General features: G+C 41.1%; 18 protein-coding genes. 17 read left to right on the top strand and 1 reads right to left on the bottom strand.

From position 1 onward, the window contains the following. Positions 1–120: 120 nt before the first annotated feature. The 5 genes from dnaJ (at position 121) to deoC (ending at position 5,200) form a co-directional block, all read left to right on the top strand. Positions 121–1,248: a molecular chaperone DnaJ gene (dnaJ, locus tag FZC76_RS07605; protein ID WP_148987655.1), complete on the top strand. Its 1,128-nt coding sequence runs from the start codon at positions 121–123 to the stop codon at positions 1,246–1,248. Between the two features lie 45 nt (positions 1,249–1,293). Continuing rightward, positions 1,294–2,235, top strand: a complete 942-nt coding sequence (gene prmA, locus FZC76_RS07600) for a 50S ribosomal protein L11 methyltransferase (RefSeq protein WP_148987654.1) — start codon at positions 1,294–1,296, stop codon at positions 2,233–2,235. A 15-nt stretch (positions 2,236–2,250) separates the two neighbouring features. Further along, positions 2,251–3,003, top strand: coding sequence for a 16S rRNA (uracil(1498)-N(3))-methyltransferase (locus FZC76_RS07595; protein ID WP_148987653.1), 753 nt, complete (start codon positions 2,251–2,253; stop codon positions 3,001–3,003). A 10-nt stretch (positions 3,004–3,013) separates the two neighbouring features. Further along, positions 3,014–4,378: a tRNA (N(6)-L-threonylcarbamoyladenosine(37)-C(2))-methylthiotransferase MtaB gene (mtaB, locus tag FZC76_RS07590; RefSeq protein ID WP_148987652.1), complete on the top strand. Its 1,365-nt coding sequence runs from the start codon at positions 3,014–3,016 to the stop codon at positions 4,376–4,378. Positions 4,379–4,528: 150 nt separating this feature from the next. Continuing rightward, complete coding sequence (gene deoC, locus FZC76_RS07585) at positions 4,529–5,200, top strand: deoxyribose-phosphate aldolase (protein WP_148987651.1); 672 nt, start codon at positions 4,529–4,531, stop codon at positions 5,198–5,200. Positions 5,201–5,856: 656 nt separating this feature from the next. Here deoC and FZC76_RS07580 read toward each other — a convergent pair. Then, positions 5,857–6,783, bottom strand: coding sequence for a Na/Pi symporter (locus FZC76_RS07580; RefSeq protein ID WP_148988021.1), 927 nt, complete (start codon positions 6,781–6,783; stop codon positions 5,857–5,859). Between the two features lie 73 nt (positions 6,784–6,856). Between FZC76_RS07580 and FZC76_RS07575 the strand changes: the two genes are divergently transcribed. The 12 genes from FZC76_RS07575 (at position 6,857) to FZC76_RS07520 (ending at position 17,177) form a co-directional block, all read left to right on the top strand. After that, positions 6,857–7,420 (top strand): flavin reductase family protein, encoded by a 564-nt coding sequence (locus FZC76_RS07575; protein WP_148987650.1) that lies wholly within the window; start codon positions 6,857–6,859, stop codon positions 7,418–7,420. Positions 7,421–7,576: 156 nt separating this feature from the next. Further along, positions 7,577–7,750, top strand: coding sequence for a 30S ribosomal protein S21 (gene rpsU / locus FZC76_RS07570; RefSeq protein ID WP_010196218.1), 174 nt, complete (start codon positions 7,577–7,579; stop codon positions 7,748–7,750). Positions 7,751–7,765: 15 nt separating this feature from the next. Continuing rightward, a complete protein-coding gene (locus FZC76_RS07565) occupies positions 7,766–8,209 on the top strand; it encodes a GatB/YqeY domain-containing protein (RefSeq protein WP_148987649.1) in 444 nt (147 codons plus the stop codon). A gap of 219 nt (positions 8,210–8,428) precedes the next feature. Next, positions 8,429–9,763: an NfeD family protein gene (locus FZC76_RS07560; protein ID WP_148987648.1), complete on the top strand. Its 1,335-nt coding sequence runs from the start codon at positions 8,429–8,431 to the stop codon at positions 9,761–9,763. A gap of 20 nt (positions 9,764–9,783) precedes the next feature. Next, positions 9,784–10,773, top strand: a complete 990-nt coding sequence (floA, locus tag FZC76_RS07555) for a flotillin-like protein FloA (RefSeq protein WP_060665062.1) — start codon at positions 9,784–9,786, stop codon at positions 10,771–10,773. A 75-nt stretch (positions 10,774–10,848) separates the two neighbouring features. Continuing rightward, entirely contained in the window at positions 10,849–11,439 is a 591-nt protein-coding gene (locus FZC76_RS07550) for a hypothetical protein (protein ID WP_148987647.1), read from the top strand. A gap of 134 nt (positions 11,440–11,573) precedes the next feature. Then, complete coding sequence (gene yqfC, locus FZC76_RS07545) at positions 11,574–11,858, top strand: sporulation protein YqfC (protein ID WP_060665060.1); 285 nt, start codon at positions 11,574–11,576, stop codon at positions 11,856–11,858. 15 nt (positions 11,859–11,873) lie between these two features. Then, entirely contained in the window at positions 11,874–13,061 is a 1,188-nt protein-coding gene (gene yqfD, locus FZC76_RS07540) for a sporulation protein YqfD (protein WP_148987646.1), read from the top strand. Between the two features lie 3 nt (positions 13,062–13,064). Continuing rightward, on the top strand, positions 13,065–14,030 hold the full coding sequence (locus FZC76_RS07535; RefSeq protein WP_148987645.1) for a PhoH family protein: 966 nt from the start codon (positions 13,065–13,067) through the stop codon (positions 14,028–14,030). 78 nt (positions 14,031–14,108) lie between these two features. After that, positions 14,109–16,322: an HD family phosphohydrolase gene (locus FZC76_RS07530; protein ID WP_148987644.1), complete on the top strand. Its 2,214-nt coding sequence runs from the start codon at positions 14,109–14,111 to the stop codon at positions 16,320–16,322. Further along, positions 16,316–16,792 (top strand): rRNA maturation RNase YbeY, encoded by a 477-nt coding sequence (ybeY, locus tag FZC76_RS07525; RefSeq protein ID WP_148987643.1) that lies wholly within the window; start codon positions 16,316–16,318, stop codon positions 16,790–16,792. Before FZC76_RS07530 ends, ybeY begins: the two co-directional genes overlap by 7 nt. Then, positions 16,773–17,177: a diacylglycerol kinase family protein gene (locus tag FZC76_RS07520; RefSeq protein ID WP_148988020.1), complete on the top strand. Its 405-nt coding sequence runs from the start codon at positions 16,773–16,775 to the stop codon at positions 17,175–17,177. The genes ybeY and FZC76_RS07520 overlap by 20 nt, the downstream gene beginning before the upstream one ends. The last annotated feature ends 79 nt before the right edge of the window (positions 17,178–17,256 follow it).

The raw sequence follows: 17,256 nt of genomic DNA, 5'->3' as shown, positions 1-17,256 counted from the left end.
AAACGGAAGGTACCAAGGAGTTAACCAGATACAGGGTTAAAGCACATAACTTTTATTGCTTTTTCCCTCTTTCAGGTGATACAATAACCTTTATGTGAATGAAACGGGAGTGGGTATTTAATGAGTAAACGCGATTACTATGAAGTGCTTGGCGTCAGTAAAAGCGCGTCGAAAGATGAAATAAAGAAAGCTTATAGAAAGCTATCCAAACAATACCATCCGGACATCAATAAAGCAGACGATGCAGCGGACAAATTCAAAGAAATCAAAGAAGCTTACGAAGTACTAAGCGACGACCAAAAGAAAGCGCACTATGACCAATTTGGACATACAGACCCTAACCAAGGTTTTGGCGGTGGCGCTGGATTTGACGGAGGCTTCGGCTTTGAAGATATTTTTGAAACGTTTTTTGGTGGTCAAGGCGGAGGAAGAAGGCGTCGTGATCCAAACGCTCCAAGACAAGGGGCTGATTTACAATACACAATGACACTTTCTTTTGAAGAAGCAGCATTCGGAAAAGAAACGACCATTGAAATTCCTGTGGAAGAGACATGTGATACATGTTCAGGTACAGGTGCAAAACCTGGTACGAAAGTGGAAACATGTTCTCAATGTCGTGGAACAGGTCAGGAAAGTGTAGAGCAGAACACTCCATTTGGTCGAATCGTTAACAGAAGAACGTGTTCCAAATGTAACGGCTCCGGGAAATCCATCCCTAACAAATGTACAACATGCCATGGAGCAGGTCGCGTGAAAAAACGCAATAAAATCAAAGTCAACATCCCTGCTGGTGTGGACGAAGGTCAACAATTACGCGTAGCAGGTAAAGGAGAAGCTGGTGTGAACGGTGGACCTGCTGGAGACTTATACGTAGTCTTCCATGTACGCAGACACGAATTTTTCGAGCGTGACGGCGATGATGTATATTGTGAAATGCCTATTACTTTTGCGCAAGCAGCTTTAGGTGACGAAGTAGAAGTTCCAACATTGCACGGAAAAGTGAAACTGAAAGTACCAGCCGGAACACAAACTGGTACGAACTTCCGCCTAAAAGGCAAAGGAATTGCCAATGTACGTGGCTATGGTCAAGGGGATCAACATATCAAGATCAGAGTGGTAACCCCTACAAAACTTTCAGAAAAACAAAAACAATTAATCCGTGAATTTGCCGAAACAAGCGGGCAAGCTCCGGACGAACAAGAAGATAGCTTTTTCTCAAAAGTGAAACGTGTTCTCAAAGGTGAATAAAAAGTATCAATAGCTTTCAGTAAGCTAGGATTGGAGTTGGTATGTATGAAATGGTCAGAAATTAGTATCCATACAACAAATGAGGCAGTGGAACCGATATCCCATATTCTTCACGAAGCAGGTGCAAGTGGGGTCGTCATTGAGGATCCATTCGAACTTACGAAAGAAAGAGAAGATCAATTCGGAGAGATATACCAACTCAATCCAGATGATTACCCTGAAGAAGGCGTTGTAATGAAAGCTTACCTGCCTGTAAACAGCTTTTTAGGTGAAACAGTAGAGGGCATAAAGGATGCAATCAATAACCTTTTGGTCTATGATATTGATCTTGGACTGAACAACATTTCCATCAGTGAAGTGAACGAAGAAGAATGGGCTACAGCATGGAAAAAGTACTACAATCCAGTCAAGATTTCTGAGAAGTTCACGATCGTCCCTACTTGGGAAACTTATGAGCCAGTCAGCTCCGATGAGAAAATCATTGAGCTTGACCCGGGAATGGCGTTTGGAACTGGTACCCACCCAACAACGGTACTCTGCATCCAAGCAATTGAAAGAACGGTCAAGCCTCAAGATAAAGTCATTGATGTAGGGACTGGTTCTGGAGTTTTAAGTATTGCAGCAGCCATGCTAGACGCAAAGGAAGTACTTGCTCTGGATTTGGATGATGTAGCAGTGGAGTCTGCTAAACTTAATATCAAACTCAACAAAGTACATCCAACAGTGACGGTGAAACAGAACAACTTGCTTAAAAATGTAGAAGGCCCAGTTGACGTGGTTGTTGCTAATATTTTGGCAGAAGTTATTGTCCGTTTCACTGATGATGTTTACCGCGTATTGGAGAATGGTGGGACATTTATTTCTTCCGGAATTATCAGTATGAAAAAGCAAGAAGTAAAAGATGCCCTTATTAAGTCAGGTTTTAAAATACAAGAAACGATGATGATGGAAGATTGGGTCGCATTTATTGCCAAAAAAGAAGAATAAGCGAGGGTGAAGATCGTGCAACGTTATTTTGTTAACTCCAATCAAATAGATGAAACATCCATCACCATAACAGGGGAGGATGTTCATCATATCACACGGGTTATGAGGATGAACGAGGACGATCAACTCCTATGCAGCTGTTCAGAAACGAGGCAAACGGCCCTTTGCAAAATTGCTGAAATTACCAATGATATGGTAGTAACAGATATTGTAGAATGGATAAAGGCTGAAACGGAAATTCCAGTTCGTGTTACGATTGCGAACGGGCTGCCTAAAGGGGATAAATTGGAGCTAGTGATACAAAAGGGAACGGAACTCGGAGCAGAATCGTTTATCCCTTTTAATGCTGCTCGTTCGATTGTAAAGTGGGACGAAAAGAAGGGCAAAAAGAAAGTAGAACGCTGGAATAAGATCTCTAAGGAAGCGGCTGAGCAGTCTCATCGTTCCATGGTGCCAGTGGTTGAGGAACCCGCTTCTTTATCCCAACTTCTAGAGAAAAGTAAAGACTATACTTATAAAATGGTTGCCTATGAAGAGAGTGCAAAACAAGGGGAGCGTTCCTCTTTTGCGAACATGTTAAAAAGCTTGCAACACGGCGAATCAATTCTTTGTGTGTTCGGTCCTGAAGGGGGCCTTACTGATAAGGAAATAGATAAACTGGTGGAGCATGGATTTGTTCCTTGTGCGCTCGGGCCTAGAATATTAAGAACGGAAACGGCGCCGCTTTATGCGCTTGCCGCAATTTCGTATCATTTTGAATTAATGTGAGGTGGAAAACATGCCAACTGTTGCCTTTCACACACTAGGGTGTAAAGTGAATCATTATGAAACAGAAGCTATTTGGCAGCTTTTCAAAGCAAATAATTATGAACGTACAGAATTTGAAGGTACGGCAGATGTGTATGTCATCAATACTTGTACCGTTACAAATACTGGAGACAAGAAAAGTCGTCAGGTGATCCGTCGTGCCATCCGTAAAAATCCTGACGCTGTTATCTGTGTGACTGGATGTTACGCACAAACTTCTCCTGCTGAAATCATGGCGATTCCCGGAGTCGATGTCGTCGTTGGTACGCAAGACCGCGTGAAGATGCTTGATTATATCGAGCAGTTTAAACAGGAGCGCCAACCAATCAACGGCGTCGGTAACATCATGAAAGCTCGTGTCTATGAAGAGTTAGACGTGCCGGCATTTACTGATCGTACACGTGCTTCCCTGAAGATCCAGGAAGGTTGTAATAATTTCTGTACATTCTGTATCATCCCTTGGGCTCGTGGACTTATGCGTTCCCGTGACCCGCAAGAGGTTGTTACACAAGCACAACAATTGGTAGATGCAGGATATAAGGAAATTGTCTTAACTGGAATTCACACAGGCGGTTACGGAGAAGACATGAAGGATTACAACTTTGCCATGCTTCTTCGTGAATTGGATGAAAAAGTGGAAGGCTTAAAGCGTATCCGAATCTCTTCCATTGAGGCGAGCCAAATCACGGATGAGGTAATTGAAGTACTGAACAATTCAGATAAAATTGTCCGCCACCTTCATATTCCAATTCAGTCCGCTTCCAACACTGTCTTGAAAAGAATGCGTCGTAAATATACGATGGAATTCTTCGCTGAGCGTTTGGACCGATTGAAAGAAGCCTTACCTGGTCTGGCGATCACATCCGATGTAATCGTTGGATTCCCTGGTGAAACTGAAGAAGAGTTCATGGAAACGTACAATTTCATTAAAGAGCATAAATTCTCTGAACTGCACGTATTCCCGTATTCTAAACGAACAGGAACTCCAGCTGCAAGAATGACGGACCAAGTGGATGAAGAAGTGAAAAATGAGCGAGTTCACCGCTTAATTGCACTTTCTGATCAACTGGCAAAAGAATATGCTTCCACTTTTGAAGACGAAGTGTTAGAAGTGATTCCGGAAGAAATCTACAAAGAAGCACCAGACCAAGGCTTATATGTTGGCTACACAGACAACTATCTAAAGGTTGTTTTCCCTGCAACGGAAGAAATGGTAGGAAAGCTTGTAAAAGTAAAAATTGTAAAAGCTGGATATCCTTACAACGAGGGACAATTCGTTCGTGTCCTTGAAGATGCGCCACGACTTGAAGAAGAAAATATTCGTCTCAGTTCATAAGAAAATATAGAGAGTGATTCCATTATTATGGAGTCACTTTTTTGTCGTGAAGAAAAAGTTGCAGGCAATACTAACATTGTACTCGCCAAAGTAATTGAAACATGTTATGATGTTAGAGGTCAGACCTCTTAACTTGAAAGGAGTATGAACATGCATACAAACATTGGAGAAATGATTGATCATACATTATTGAAAGCCGATACAAAAAAAGAACAAGTAGAAGTACTTTGCCAAGAAGCGAGAGAATACAACTTTGCATCTGTCTGTGTTAACCCAACTTGGGTAAAAACATCTGCAGAACTTTTAGAAGGAAGCAATGTTAAAGTTTGTACAGTAATTGGGTTCCCTCTTGGAGCAAACACTCCAGAAGTGAAAGCATTTGAAACAACTAACGCCATTGAGAATGGTGCCACTGAAGTGGACATGGTTATCAACATCAGCGCACTTAAAGACGGTGACGATGAGCTAGTAGAAAGAGACATCCGCGCAGTTGTAGACGCTGCAAAAGGTCGCGCTTTGACTAAAGTTATCATCGAAACTTGCCTGCTTACAAACGAAGAAAAAGTAAGAGCATGCCAACTGGCTGTAAAAGCTGGAGCTGACTATGTGAAAACTTCCACTGGTTTCTCTACAGGAGGAGCAACTGTTGCTGACATCGCTCTTATGAGACAAACTGTAGGACCTGAAATCGGAGTGAAAGCTTCCGGTGGTGTACGTGATGCTAAAGGTGCCGAAGAAATGATCGCAGCTGGAGCTACACGTATCGGAGCAAGTTCTGGTATCGCTATTGTTAAAGGATTAACAGCTGATACGGATTACTAAGATGTGTGAAAAAGCACTCTCTTGAGCATTTTTGCTTGGGGGAGTGCTTTTTTAGTTTTCTTGTTCTATTTAACCGGAAGTTTAAATAACCCTTGGGGTGGTTGCGTGGTAGGAAAAAAAAGGAATCTATAAGCCCGAACAGGTTATAAATCAAGGCAAACGGTCGTATAGAGGAGCTCTAAAAGCCCGAACAGGTTATAAATCAAGGCAAACGGTCGTATAGAGGAGCTCTATAAGCCTGAACAAGGTAGAAGTCTACTCAAACGGTCGTATAGGTGGGCTCTATAAGCCCGAACAGGTTATAAATCAAGGCAAACGGTCGTATAGAGGAGCTCTAAAAGCCCGAACAGGTTATAAATCAAGGCAAACGGTCGTATAGAGGAGCTCTAAAAACCCGAACAGGTTATAAATCAACGCAAACGGTCGTATAGAGGAGCTCTAAAAGCCCGAACAGGTCATAAATCAAGGCAAACGGTCGTATAGAGGAGCTCTTACAAACGGTTGTATAGAAGTAAATAAAAGGAAACTCAACGCCCGAATAGTTATAATATCTCTACAAACAGTCGTAGAGAACAATCCTCTAAGCCCAACAGGCAACAAACCTCTACAAACGGTCAAAGAGAACGCCCCCATGTCCCACCCTCTACAAAGCTAAGTCACCCATGCACCCTCTCCACAAACCTCGCGAAAGGCCGCACAAACGGCAACGCCAAAGCAGAACTAATCACATTAAAAATCAAGCTAGAGTGTGCCAACTGAACATCCCCACTAGAAGCAAGCATGGACACAAACCCACCCAACCAAGGAATTAAAGGGAAAAACACTGCCACTCCAATCACATTCAACCATATATGTGCATACGCCGTTAACTTTGCTTCCCGGATAGAACCAATACTAGCCAAATAAGCAGTCACACAAGTTCCGATATTAGCTCCGAGCATAATCGCAATTCCTGCAGAAAGAGATAATAAGTCATTATTTAAAAAGCTCATGCTAATCCCCGTCGTAGCTGAGCTTGATTGGATGATGGCTGTAAGGAGTGTCCCGATCCCTACACCAAATAGATGGTGGTCATTTGTCATCGCAAGCATATCCTGCACCGAAGGAAAACCAGCCAAGGGTATAGCCAGGGATTCAAATCCATTCATCGCCACAAACAAACATCCAAGCCCAAACAAGCTGGATCCAAAACTGAAAGGCAATTTCTTTTTAGAAAATAAAAATATGAATCCGATAATGAGCATGGGGAAAATCAGCTGTGAAATATCTATAGTAATGAGCTCTGTTATGAAAGTAGACCCGATGTTGCTGCCGAGCATGATGCCAATGGACTGATAAAAGGTTAGATAGCCTGCCGCCACCAAACCGACAGTAATAACCATCACTGCAGAACTACTCTGCAATAGTCCAGTGATTAATATCCCGATCAACAAACCTTTCCAAGGCATATCTGTGAATTTGGTGAGGTACCCTTTTGTCCTCTCCTCGGATAATTGAAGCAACCCTGACCTCATAACGGTCATGCCAATTAAAAATATCGCTAAATAAACAGCTAATAACGTTATAATAGAAAACAAGCCCATCACCTCTATCTCAATATATGGCGGGTGATGGACAAGAATGACAAGTAGGAGAAGAAAAGGAGAGATTACGCACATGAGGGAGTGGACGACAAATACCGTCATGCATAGCTACCCAGGCATGGTTGCTCTGGTAACAGCTAAATGGAATGGTGAACAGAATATTATGGCTGCAGGATGGCATAGCTACATATCATATGAACCCCCAATCTATGGGGTTGCCATTGCAAAGGAAAGATATACGCATCACCTTATTGAAAACTCTAAAGACTTCGCGATCAACTTTGTACCTGAAAAATTCGCTCATTACATACAACAGTCTGGCATGCTTACAGGAAAAGAGCAGAATAAATTTAAAGAACTCAATATAGAGTATGAACAAGGAAAAACAGTTTCGGCACCTATCTTAAAAGAGGCGTATATTGCTTATGAATGCAAATTGATGGACCAGCAAACATATGGGGATCATGACTGGTTTGTGGGAGAGATGACCGGATTTTACAAGGATAAAGGTCTATTTGCCGAAAATGGACTGCCGGACTGGGAAAAACTTTCGATTCCCCTATACCTCGGTAGATCTCAATATATGCTGGCAAATAAGGATTCCAACGTGATAAACCTATATCGAAATAATAGTTAAACAAGATTGTTTTAAAGCATTTCCTTATAATTGTTGACCAGCAATAGTGAATATATTATAATTGGTAAGTACATGTTCTATACATGCTTTTTTGCATTTATGGGATCATGTTTTTTCTGAAAATGTTAGTGGTTGTTCTGGAGGGAGGGAATTAGAATGTCAAAAACAGTTGTTCGTAAAAACGAATCGCTTGAAGATGCTCTTCGCCGTTTCAAACGTTCAGTTTCAAAGACTGGAACGTTGCAAGAAGCAAGAAAGCGTGAATTCTATGAAAAACCAAGCGTAAGACGCAAGAAGAAGTCTGAAGCTGCTAGAAAGCGTAAATTTTAACAAGAGGGTGTAAGAATGAGTCTTCTCGAGCGTTTAAATACCGATATTAAGCAAGCTATGAAGGATAAGGACAAAGAGAAGCTTTCCGTACTCCGAATGGTTAAGTCTTCGATTCAGAACGAATCGATCAAGCACGGCAGAGACTTATCTGAAGAGGAAGAACTTACCGTATTGTCTCGTGAATTAAAGCAACGTAAAGACTCCCTCCAAGAATTTGATAAAGCCGGTCGTGAAGACTTGGTTCATAAATTACAGGGTGAAATTGCAATAGTTGAACATTATATGCCTGAGCAGTTATCAGAAGACGATCTTTCAGCAATTGTCCAACAGACGATTGCTGATGTGAACGCTACTTCGAAAGCTGACATGGGCAAAGTAATGGGAGCACTTATGCCTAAAGTTAAAGGCAAAGCGGACGGTAGCCTTGTTAACAAACTTGTACAACAACATCTTTCATAAAAACCCAAAATAGCACCTTACCTATGTAAGGTGCTATTTTTTAAGCAAGTTGACTACAATATTCCCTATCATTTCTTCTTCATTTTGTCACATAACCGCCACACTTTTTAATTTTTCTTACAAAAAAAATCAACATCGTGAAACTTTGAGATTTATCGTGCGTATTACATACTGGTTACGGTGATGATAAAATGAATAGGTTTTGGAGAGGAGGACACGATGAAAAAAGTTCTTCGTATTAGTTATGTTAGCGCTTTTGTTCTGGCACTTATTTTATCGGTATTGCCGCTTTTGCCATCACACACAAGCAGTGCCGAGAAACTGGTCCATGTTATACCGGTAAATGGCACGGTTGAAAAGGGCCTTTTATCATTTATTAACAGGTCCATTCAAACTGCTGAGGAAGATGGAGCGGACTTAATAGTTTTTGATATCCATACACCGGGTGGATTAGTGGATGCTGCAACTGAAATAGCAAATAAATTCGAAGGGACATCTGTTCCGACGGTTGCTTTTGTCAACAGTCAGGCGTTGTCTGCAGGAGCTTATTTGGCTTTGTACGCTGATCAAATCTATATGACGCCGAATGCTTCTATGGGAGCAGCGGCTGTTATTACGGGAGATGGAAGTGCAGCAGAGGATAAAGCTCAATCTTTTTGGTTAAGAGAAATGCAAAATGCAGCCGAATCTAATGGACGGGATCCTAAATATGCGCTTGGAATGGCGGACAAAGATTTAGATCTTCCTGAAGTTGGAGCGCCTAAAGGAGACTTAGTCACTCTTGGGGCATCTTCTGCACTTGATGTTAAATATTCAGAAGGGACCGTAGCCGATTTGGATGCTTTACTTAGTGAATTAGGCTATGAGGATGCCGAAGTTGTTACCTCAGAAGTTACATTTGCAGAAAATGTGGCTAGGTTTTTAACCAATCCGGTTGTTGTTCCAATTCTCTTATCAATAGGTTCGCTAGGGTTGGTCTTGGAACTATACTCCCCTGGATTCGGGATACCTGGTGCGATGGGAATCAGTGCCTTGCTGTTGTTCTTTTATGGACATATGGTAGCTGGGCTTGCTGGAATGGAAACGATTATTCTGTTTGTGGTAGGAGTAGTGCTCATTGTCTTAGAGCTCTTTGTGCCGGGAGGGATACTTGGTATACTTGGCCTTGGTGCTGTGGTGACAAGTTTCTTTTTGGCAACAGATGATATTGCAGGAATGGGGTTATCCTTATTGATTGCTATGCTTGTAACAATTATTGCGATGGTATTGTTGTTTACAGTATTCGGCAAGAAAATCCGTTTATTTGACCGGATTATACTCCGTGATTCCACCAATACAGAGCAAGGATATGTATCAAATGTATCACGAATTGAATTGGTAGGGCAGCATGGGGTAACATTAACTCCGTTAAGGCCTTCAGGTACCGCTGTCATTAACGAAGAAAGAATTGATGTTGTGACAGAAGGTAACTTTATCGGGGCAAACAAAAAAGTAACGATTGTAAAAGCGGAAGGCTCTCGTATTGTCGTACGGGAAATCCATTCTGTTGAATAATATTTAGGAGGAATTTTACTATGGATCCAGGTACTTTAATTATTTTGTTAGCAGTTGTTCTAGGGATTATCTTTTTATCTGTTTTACTTACTTTTGTGCCGGTCATGCTATGGATTTCCGCATTAGCAGCAGGAGTTAGAGTAAGTATTTTCACACTTGTAGGGATGAGATTAAGACGTGTTATTCCAAGTCGTGTAATTAACCCGCTCATTAAAGCACATAAAGCAGGTTTAGCAGTTTCAACGAATCAATTAGAGAGTCACTACTTAGCTGGTGGTAATGTTGACCGTGTAGTAAACGCCCTTATCGCGGCTCAACGTGCAAACATTGAATTAACATTTGAACGCGCAGCTGCGATTGATCTTGCAGGTCGTGACGTTTTAGAAGCGGTACAGATGTCCGTTAACCCCAAAGTAATTGAGACACCATTCATTGCCGGTGTGGCGATGGACGGGATTGAAGTAAAAGCAAAAGCTCGTATCACGGTCCGTGCAAACATCGAACGTCTTGTCGGGGGTGCTGGTGAAGAAACAGTTATTGCTCGTGTTGGTGAAGGTATCGTAAGTACAATTGGTTCTGCATCAGATCATAAGAAAGTACTTGAGAATCCTGATATGATTTCACAAACCGTTTTGTCAAAAGGGTTGGATGCAGGTACTGCATTTGAGATTCTTTCCATTGATATTGCTGATATTGATATCGGGAAAAACATTGGAGCAGAATTACAAACTGACCAAGCAGAAGCAGATAAGAAAATTGCACAAGCAAAAGCCGAAGAACGTCGTGCAATGGCTGTTGCACAAGAACAAGAAATGCGCGCCCGTGTAGAGGAAATGCGTGCGAAAGTTGTGGAAGCAGAAGCAGAAGTACCACTTGCGATGGCTGAAGCATTGCGCTCTGGTAACATCGGAGTAATGGACTATATGAATATCAAGAATATTACTGCTGATACGGATATGAGAGATTCTATTGGCAAGCTGACAGATCAGCCAGAAGACGGTGAAAAATAAGCAAGGAAAGATGAAGCGGGAGAAGATTAATGCTTTTCCTGCAACTCCTTTTAAGGAAGGGAGGATGATGTGCAAATGGAATGGATTTTTGATATTCTTCAGCAGGCTCCTTGGCTAATATTTGTCTTGCTTGGTATCTTCTCTACCCTATTTAAAGGTGGTAAACAAGAAGAACAACAGCAACAAAGGCAAAAGCAACGCCAGCGACAGCAAACTGCCACACAGGTACCACAAAGGCAGGAAGATTATGAAGATTATCGGCGTGAAAGTGCACCATCTCCAAAAAAAGAAGAAAAGCCCCGTTTCGATTGGGACATAGATATCTTTGGTGAAGGGAAACTTGAAGAACTGGAGCAAAAAATCCGGGACAAAGTGAACCCTTATCGGGAGAAAGTAGAAAAAAAGAAAGAACAAGTTACCTCCATACAGAAGCAGGTGAAAGACGAAGTTAAGGAGTTGTCGATAAAAGGACAAGAAATCTCCAAAGACAGTCCAATCCTAAAACAGGAGCTACAGCTTTCAGAAGGGAAAGTAGTTTCTTCCCGGCACCGCATAAAGCCAAACAGAGTGGTGGAAGGGGTTATGTGGTCGGAAATTCTTGGCCAGCCTCGCTCAAGGAATCCTCATCGTCCTGTTTATACCGAACATTTTTCAAAAAGAAAATAATCAATCTGAAAATCCCTGCATGAAGGAAACTTTGTGCAGGGATTTTTTATTCCTCCGCAGTCTTCCTCCCCGGAAAAATTCTGTATTAAACCCTCTGCTTCTTTCATACATATGAAAGGAAAGGGGGTTTTTCCATGCTCAAGAAGTTTCGTTCCCGCATGAATAATTGGATCACCAACAATATGGAATTACCCGCAGATGTCATGATGGATCTGCCGCGAATTACAATGATTGGACAAATACATATATATATTGAAAATCACCGAGGTTTATTAACGTTTACCGATAAAGAAATTCGATTGTTATTGAAGCAAGGACAGCTGCTTGTTAAAGGAGAGTCTTTTGTTATCAGGACCATCTTGCCAGAAGAAATTTTACTTGAAGGTAAAATTAGTCAAGTGATGTATCTGGAAGAATAAATTAGGAGGATACGCATGAAAAATCAATGGATGAACTTTTTTTCTGGTACCGTAAAAATAATTATTCATGGTAAAGGGGTAGAGAGATTCCTTAACGACTGCACAAGAAGCGGGATACAGGTATGGCAAGTGAAGAAGTTGGGAGAAGAGGCATACACTTGTCATGTGCTTCTGAAAGATGTCCGTAAACTGAGGAGATTAATCAAAAAGCAGGATTGCAAATTCCGTTTTCTGACGAGAAAAGGATTGCCTTTTCTAACTCAGTATTCCCTAAAGAACAGTGGGTTGATAGTTGGAATCATAGCGGCTTTCCTTACCGTTTTCTTATTATCTAATATGGTCTGGGGTATTGAAATCAAAGGTGCAGAACCTGCTACAGAGCACAAGATTATGCAAGAATTAGACAAGCTCGGGGTTAAAAAGGGTAAATTTCAATTTTTCATAAAAGATGTGGAAAGTATTCAACGCTATTTAACGGACACAATAAGTGAAATAACTTGGATTGGTGTGGTATTAAATGGGACATCCTACCATTTTGAAGTGGTAGAGAAGAATGAACCAGAAAAGTTGGAAGCATTGTCCCCGAGAAGCTTGGTGGCGAAGAAAAAAGCAATGGTCGCAAAGATTTACGTTGAAAAAGGACAACCACTCGTTCAAGTAAATGATTATGTGGATAAAGGGCAAGTATTGGTTTCTGGATTGATTGGAAGAGAGGATAACAAAAGATCCATTGCGGCTGTTGGAGAGGTTCTAGGAGAAACATGGTATCTTACTAGTGTGGATGTACCAGTTAAGACCACACTCCCTGTATTGACTGGAGAAGCATATAATAAGCATTACCTGAGGGTGGGAAGTGTGGAAATTCCAGTATGGGGTTTCTTCCAAGAGGATTTCGAGCGCCAGGAGGAATATGAAGCGGAGCGTCCATTCTATTTTTGGAAGTGGAAATTGCCATTATCCTATGTCGGAAAGACTGTCCACGAACAAGAGATTGTGGAACGAATTTATGATGACGAGGAAGTCATCGAGGAAGCTCTGGAGATTGGAAGAAATCAGGTCCTTTCCAATCTTGGTGAAGATGCAGAGATAAAAGGTGAAAAAGTTTTGCGCACTCATAAGGAGAATGGTAAAGTAAGTGTAGATATACATTACCAAGTCATTGAAAATATTGTAAAAATCGAACCAATTATTCAAGGAGACTAATGAATGTCAGAAGAACTAGTGATGATGAATCAACAACTAACTAATCCAAACGAAGCTATTGCTCTTTTTGGGAATCAAGATGTCAACCTGAAAAGAATTGAAGAAGAATTAAACGTGTCCATTGTGACTCGCGGAGAAACAGTCAATGTATCCGGTGACGTTAAACAAGTGGAAATGGTCGATAGCGTCATACAAAATTTATTAGAAGTTATACGAAAAGGCATTACAATCAGTGAAAGAGATGTCATCTATGCCATTCAGCTTGCTAAGGAAGACAAGATGCACTCTTTTCAAGAACTATACGATGAAGAGTTAACAAAGAATGTAAAAGGCAAGTCTATACGTGTAAAGACATTAGGACAAAGACAGTATGTTTCTGCAATCAGGAAAAAAGATCTTGTTTTCGGGATTGGTCCTGCAGGAACAGGGAAAACATACTTAGCCGTGGTTATGGCAGTTACTGCATTAAAAAACGGGCAGGTGAAACGGATTATCCTTACTCGCCCTGCCGTGGAAGCTGGGGAGAGCTTAGGTTTTCTGCCGGGAGACTTGAAAGAGAAAGTGGATCCATATTTACGACCTTTATATGATGCGCTGCACGATGTATTTGGTTCCGAACATACCCAAAGGTTAATTGAAAGAGGGACCATTGAAATTGCTCCCTTAGCTTACATGAGGGGCCGTACATTGGACGATGCATTTGTCATTCTCGATGAAGCGCAGAATACAACAGCAGCCCAGATGAAGATGTTCCTAACAAGACTTGGTTTTGGATCGAAAATGGTCATTACCGGTGACATATCCCAAGTGGATTTGCCGAAAGGAATGAAATCAGGCCTCGCAGTAGTGAGGGATATCTTAAAAAATACATCAGGCATTCAATTTATCGAACTCGAACAATCAGACGTCGTCCGTCATCCGTTGGTTGCGAGAATTATCGATGCCTACGAAAAGCTGGAATCAAAATAAAGCCCCTTTAATGGGGCTATTTCACTTGTAAAGGATTTTATTTTTGGGGATGTCGTTTATGGAGGGAGTCAAATAACAGTGAAAAAGAAATCGAAATCCTGGAAAATTTCTTTTCAACACTTAAAGGCTTTTAAGTTTTACCATGTCATTATTTATGTACTGTTGGGACTTATCATGTTTGGTATTATGTTTAGTAATGTTAAGCCTGAGAAGATAAATGTACAATTATTCAGCACTGCTGAAAAAACGATTGTGGCACCTCACAGTTTTGAAGACAGAGAAGCTACAGAAATATTAAGAAAAGAAGCGGCAGATAAAGTCCCTGATCAATTTATTCGAGACAAGGATAAAGTTTATCAGCAAATTGCAAGAGTTGAGAACTTTTTTGAAGTACTGATTGATACGAAAAATCAGATCGCAGACCTTGAAAAAGTCCCGGAAGCTTCACCTCCTCCTGAGGGAGAGACAAACTCCACGGAGACTGAAGAAAAACCTGAGTCGATTACGCTTACAGACGCGGAAAAGTTAAAACTCTTAAAAGAAGCACTTGAAGGACAAGTCCCAGACCGTTGGGAAAAAGAGCTGGAAGATGAAAATCTGCTCTTCTTGCTTGGTTCTAAGGAAGCGGACCTCACTAGGTATAAAAACGCATCCGTCACAGCAATTAATAACGCTATGTCTAGAGATATACATACAACCGAAGATGCAAGTGAAGCAAAAAACCTTGCTAGAACGGAGCTCTCACAGTCTGGCAATGTGCCTAGTGTTATTATTAATATTTCTAGCATTTCCGTTATCCAAAATGTAATTTATGATTCTGCCCAAACGCAGGAGAAGAAGCAACAGGCCATCGACGCTGTTGAACCTGTTCGAATTTCACAAGGTGATACACTTGTAAAGGCCGGCCAATTTATTGACCGGGAAACATACAGGCTTCTTACCGCAGCCGGATTTGTCGATCAATCTGACAATGTGGCACCGTATGCTGGATTATTAATCATTATTGGTTTAATGATCTTTGCGCTGGTGTACTTGTTTAAAAACATTGATACTGCGATCCACAGTAAAAATACGTATTTAACCATGTATTTATTAATTTTTTCCATCACGTTAATCTTACTCAAAATCTTTAGTTTCTTTCAAACCCTTAATACGACTGAAATTGGTTATATTGCCCCGGTTGCTATGGGTGCCATGCTTATAAAAATGCTGATTAACGATCGCATCGCCATATTTTCAAGTATTATTTTTGGGATTTGTGGAAGTTTTATTTTTAATATGGTACCAGGAGCCATGAACTATACAGTCGGGTCCTATCTGATTATTTCCGCTGTGGCATCGGTATTATTCTTAAATCAGCATAACAGACGACTTACAATTCTTCAGACAGGACTCTTTGTGTCATTCATAAACGTGGTAACGGTCATTGCGTTGATTCTATTGACAAACAGAGACTTAACTGGCATGAACGAATTATTAGAACTTGGTATCAATGGGACGATGGCAGTCGGGTCCGGTGTGGTTTCAGCTGTTCTTACTATCGGTATTCTCCCATTCTTTGAAGTGGGCTTTGGAATGCTATCAACCATGAAGTTGCTTGAGCTTTCCAATCCTAATCATCCATTGCTGAGAAAAATACTAATGGAAACTCCAGGCACGTATCACCATAGTGTAATGGTGGCCAATCTATCGGAATCTGCATGTGAAGCAGTTGGTGCTAATGGACTGCTTGCAAGGGTTGCATCTTATTATCATGATATTGGCAAAACAAAGAGGCCACATTATTTTATTGAAAATCAAATGGGAAGAGCTAACCCTCATGATAAGCTTCCCCCTCAGACGAGTAAGAACATTATTATTGCTCATGCAACGGATGGAGCTCAAATTCTCAAGGATCATAATATGCCAAAAGAGATCGTTGATATTGCAGCACAGCATCATGGTACGACACTATTGAAATTCTTCTATCATAAGGCAAAAGAACAAAACGAAAATATTAAAGAAGAAGAATATCGCTATCCAGGGCCAAAAGCTACTTCCAAGGAAGCAGCAATCGTTGGGACTGCCGACAGCATAGAAGCGGCGGTAAGGTCATTGAACAATCCGACCCCCGATAAAATTGAAACAATTGTAAAGGCTATCATTAAAGATCGTCTTCAAGATGGACAATATAGTGACTGTGATTTGACATTCAAAGAGCTTGAAGAAATCGGCAAATCCTTCTGTGAAACATTGCAAGGAATTTTCCATTCAAGAATTGAGTACCCGAAAGGAGAGGAAGAAGAATCATGATAGAAATCGATATGTTAGATGAAACAACAAGACTGACAGAGGAACAGTGGGTTGATATAAAAAATTTATTGATATTTGCTGCTGAAAAAGAATCTATTCAAACCGGTGCTGAACTCTCCGTGACTTTTGTAGATAATGACAGGATTCAGGAGATTAACCGAGAATATCGTGACAAGAACCAGCCTACAGATGTTATTTCTTTTGCAATGGAGGAGATGGGAGAAGGAGAAATCAAAATCCATTATGATGAAGATGCACCTCGTATGCTTGGGGATATCATCATCTCCATTCCTAAAGCGGAAGAACAAGCAGAAGAGTATGGTCATTCCGTAAAACGGGAGCTTGGATTTCTTGCCTTACATGGCCTATTGCATTTGTTAGGTTATGATCATGAAAACGAATCAGATGAAAAAGTTATGTTTGATAAACAGAAAGAAATCCTGGATGCCTATGGACTCACGCGATTGTAACCGAAAAGGATACAGAGGGTCATTTACTTCTAGTTTTTCCTATGCGTTTGAGGGGCTGATGTTTGTCCTTCGAACGGAAAGAAACATCAAGTTTCATGTTTTTATAGCTGTTGTAATGATTGGAATGTCATTATTTTTTCAGATTACAAAAGTGGAGTGGCTCATCCTGTTTCTTGTAATTGGCGGGATGTTTGTCATTGAAATTATTAATACGGCTATCGAAAATGTGGTAGATCTTGTGACAGAGGAGTATCACCCTCTTGCAAAAACGGCAAAAGATGTCGCTGCTTCTGCGGCCTTAGTTTTTGCTTGTATCTCTGTTATAATTGGTGTAATCTTATTTGGCCCTTATATTACAATTTTTTTAATAGGTGAATTACCATAACTCCTGTTTCCTTCCGTTCCAGGTGTTCGCTTTCCGCGGGACGGTGCTTGAGCCTCCTCGGCTTTGCCGAGGCCACTGA

Source organism: Sutcliffiella horikoshii (assembly GCF_008180725.1).
In the GTDB taxonomy this organism is placed as follows: Bacteria; Bacillota; Bacilli; order Bacillales; family Bacillaceae_I; genus Sutcliffiella_A; species Sutcliffiella_A horikoshii_B.
This window is presented reverse-complemented; position numbering and strand designations above follow the sequence as displayed.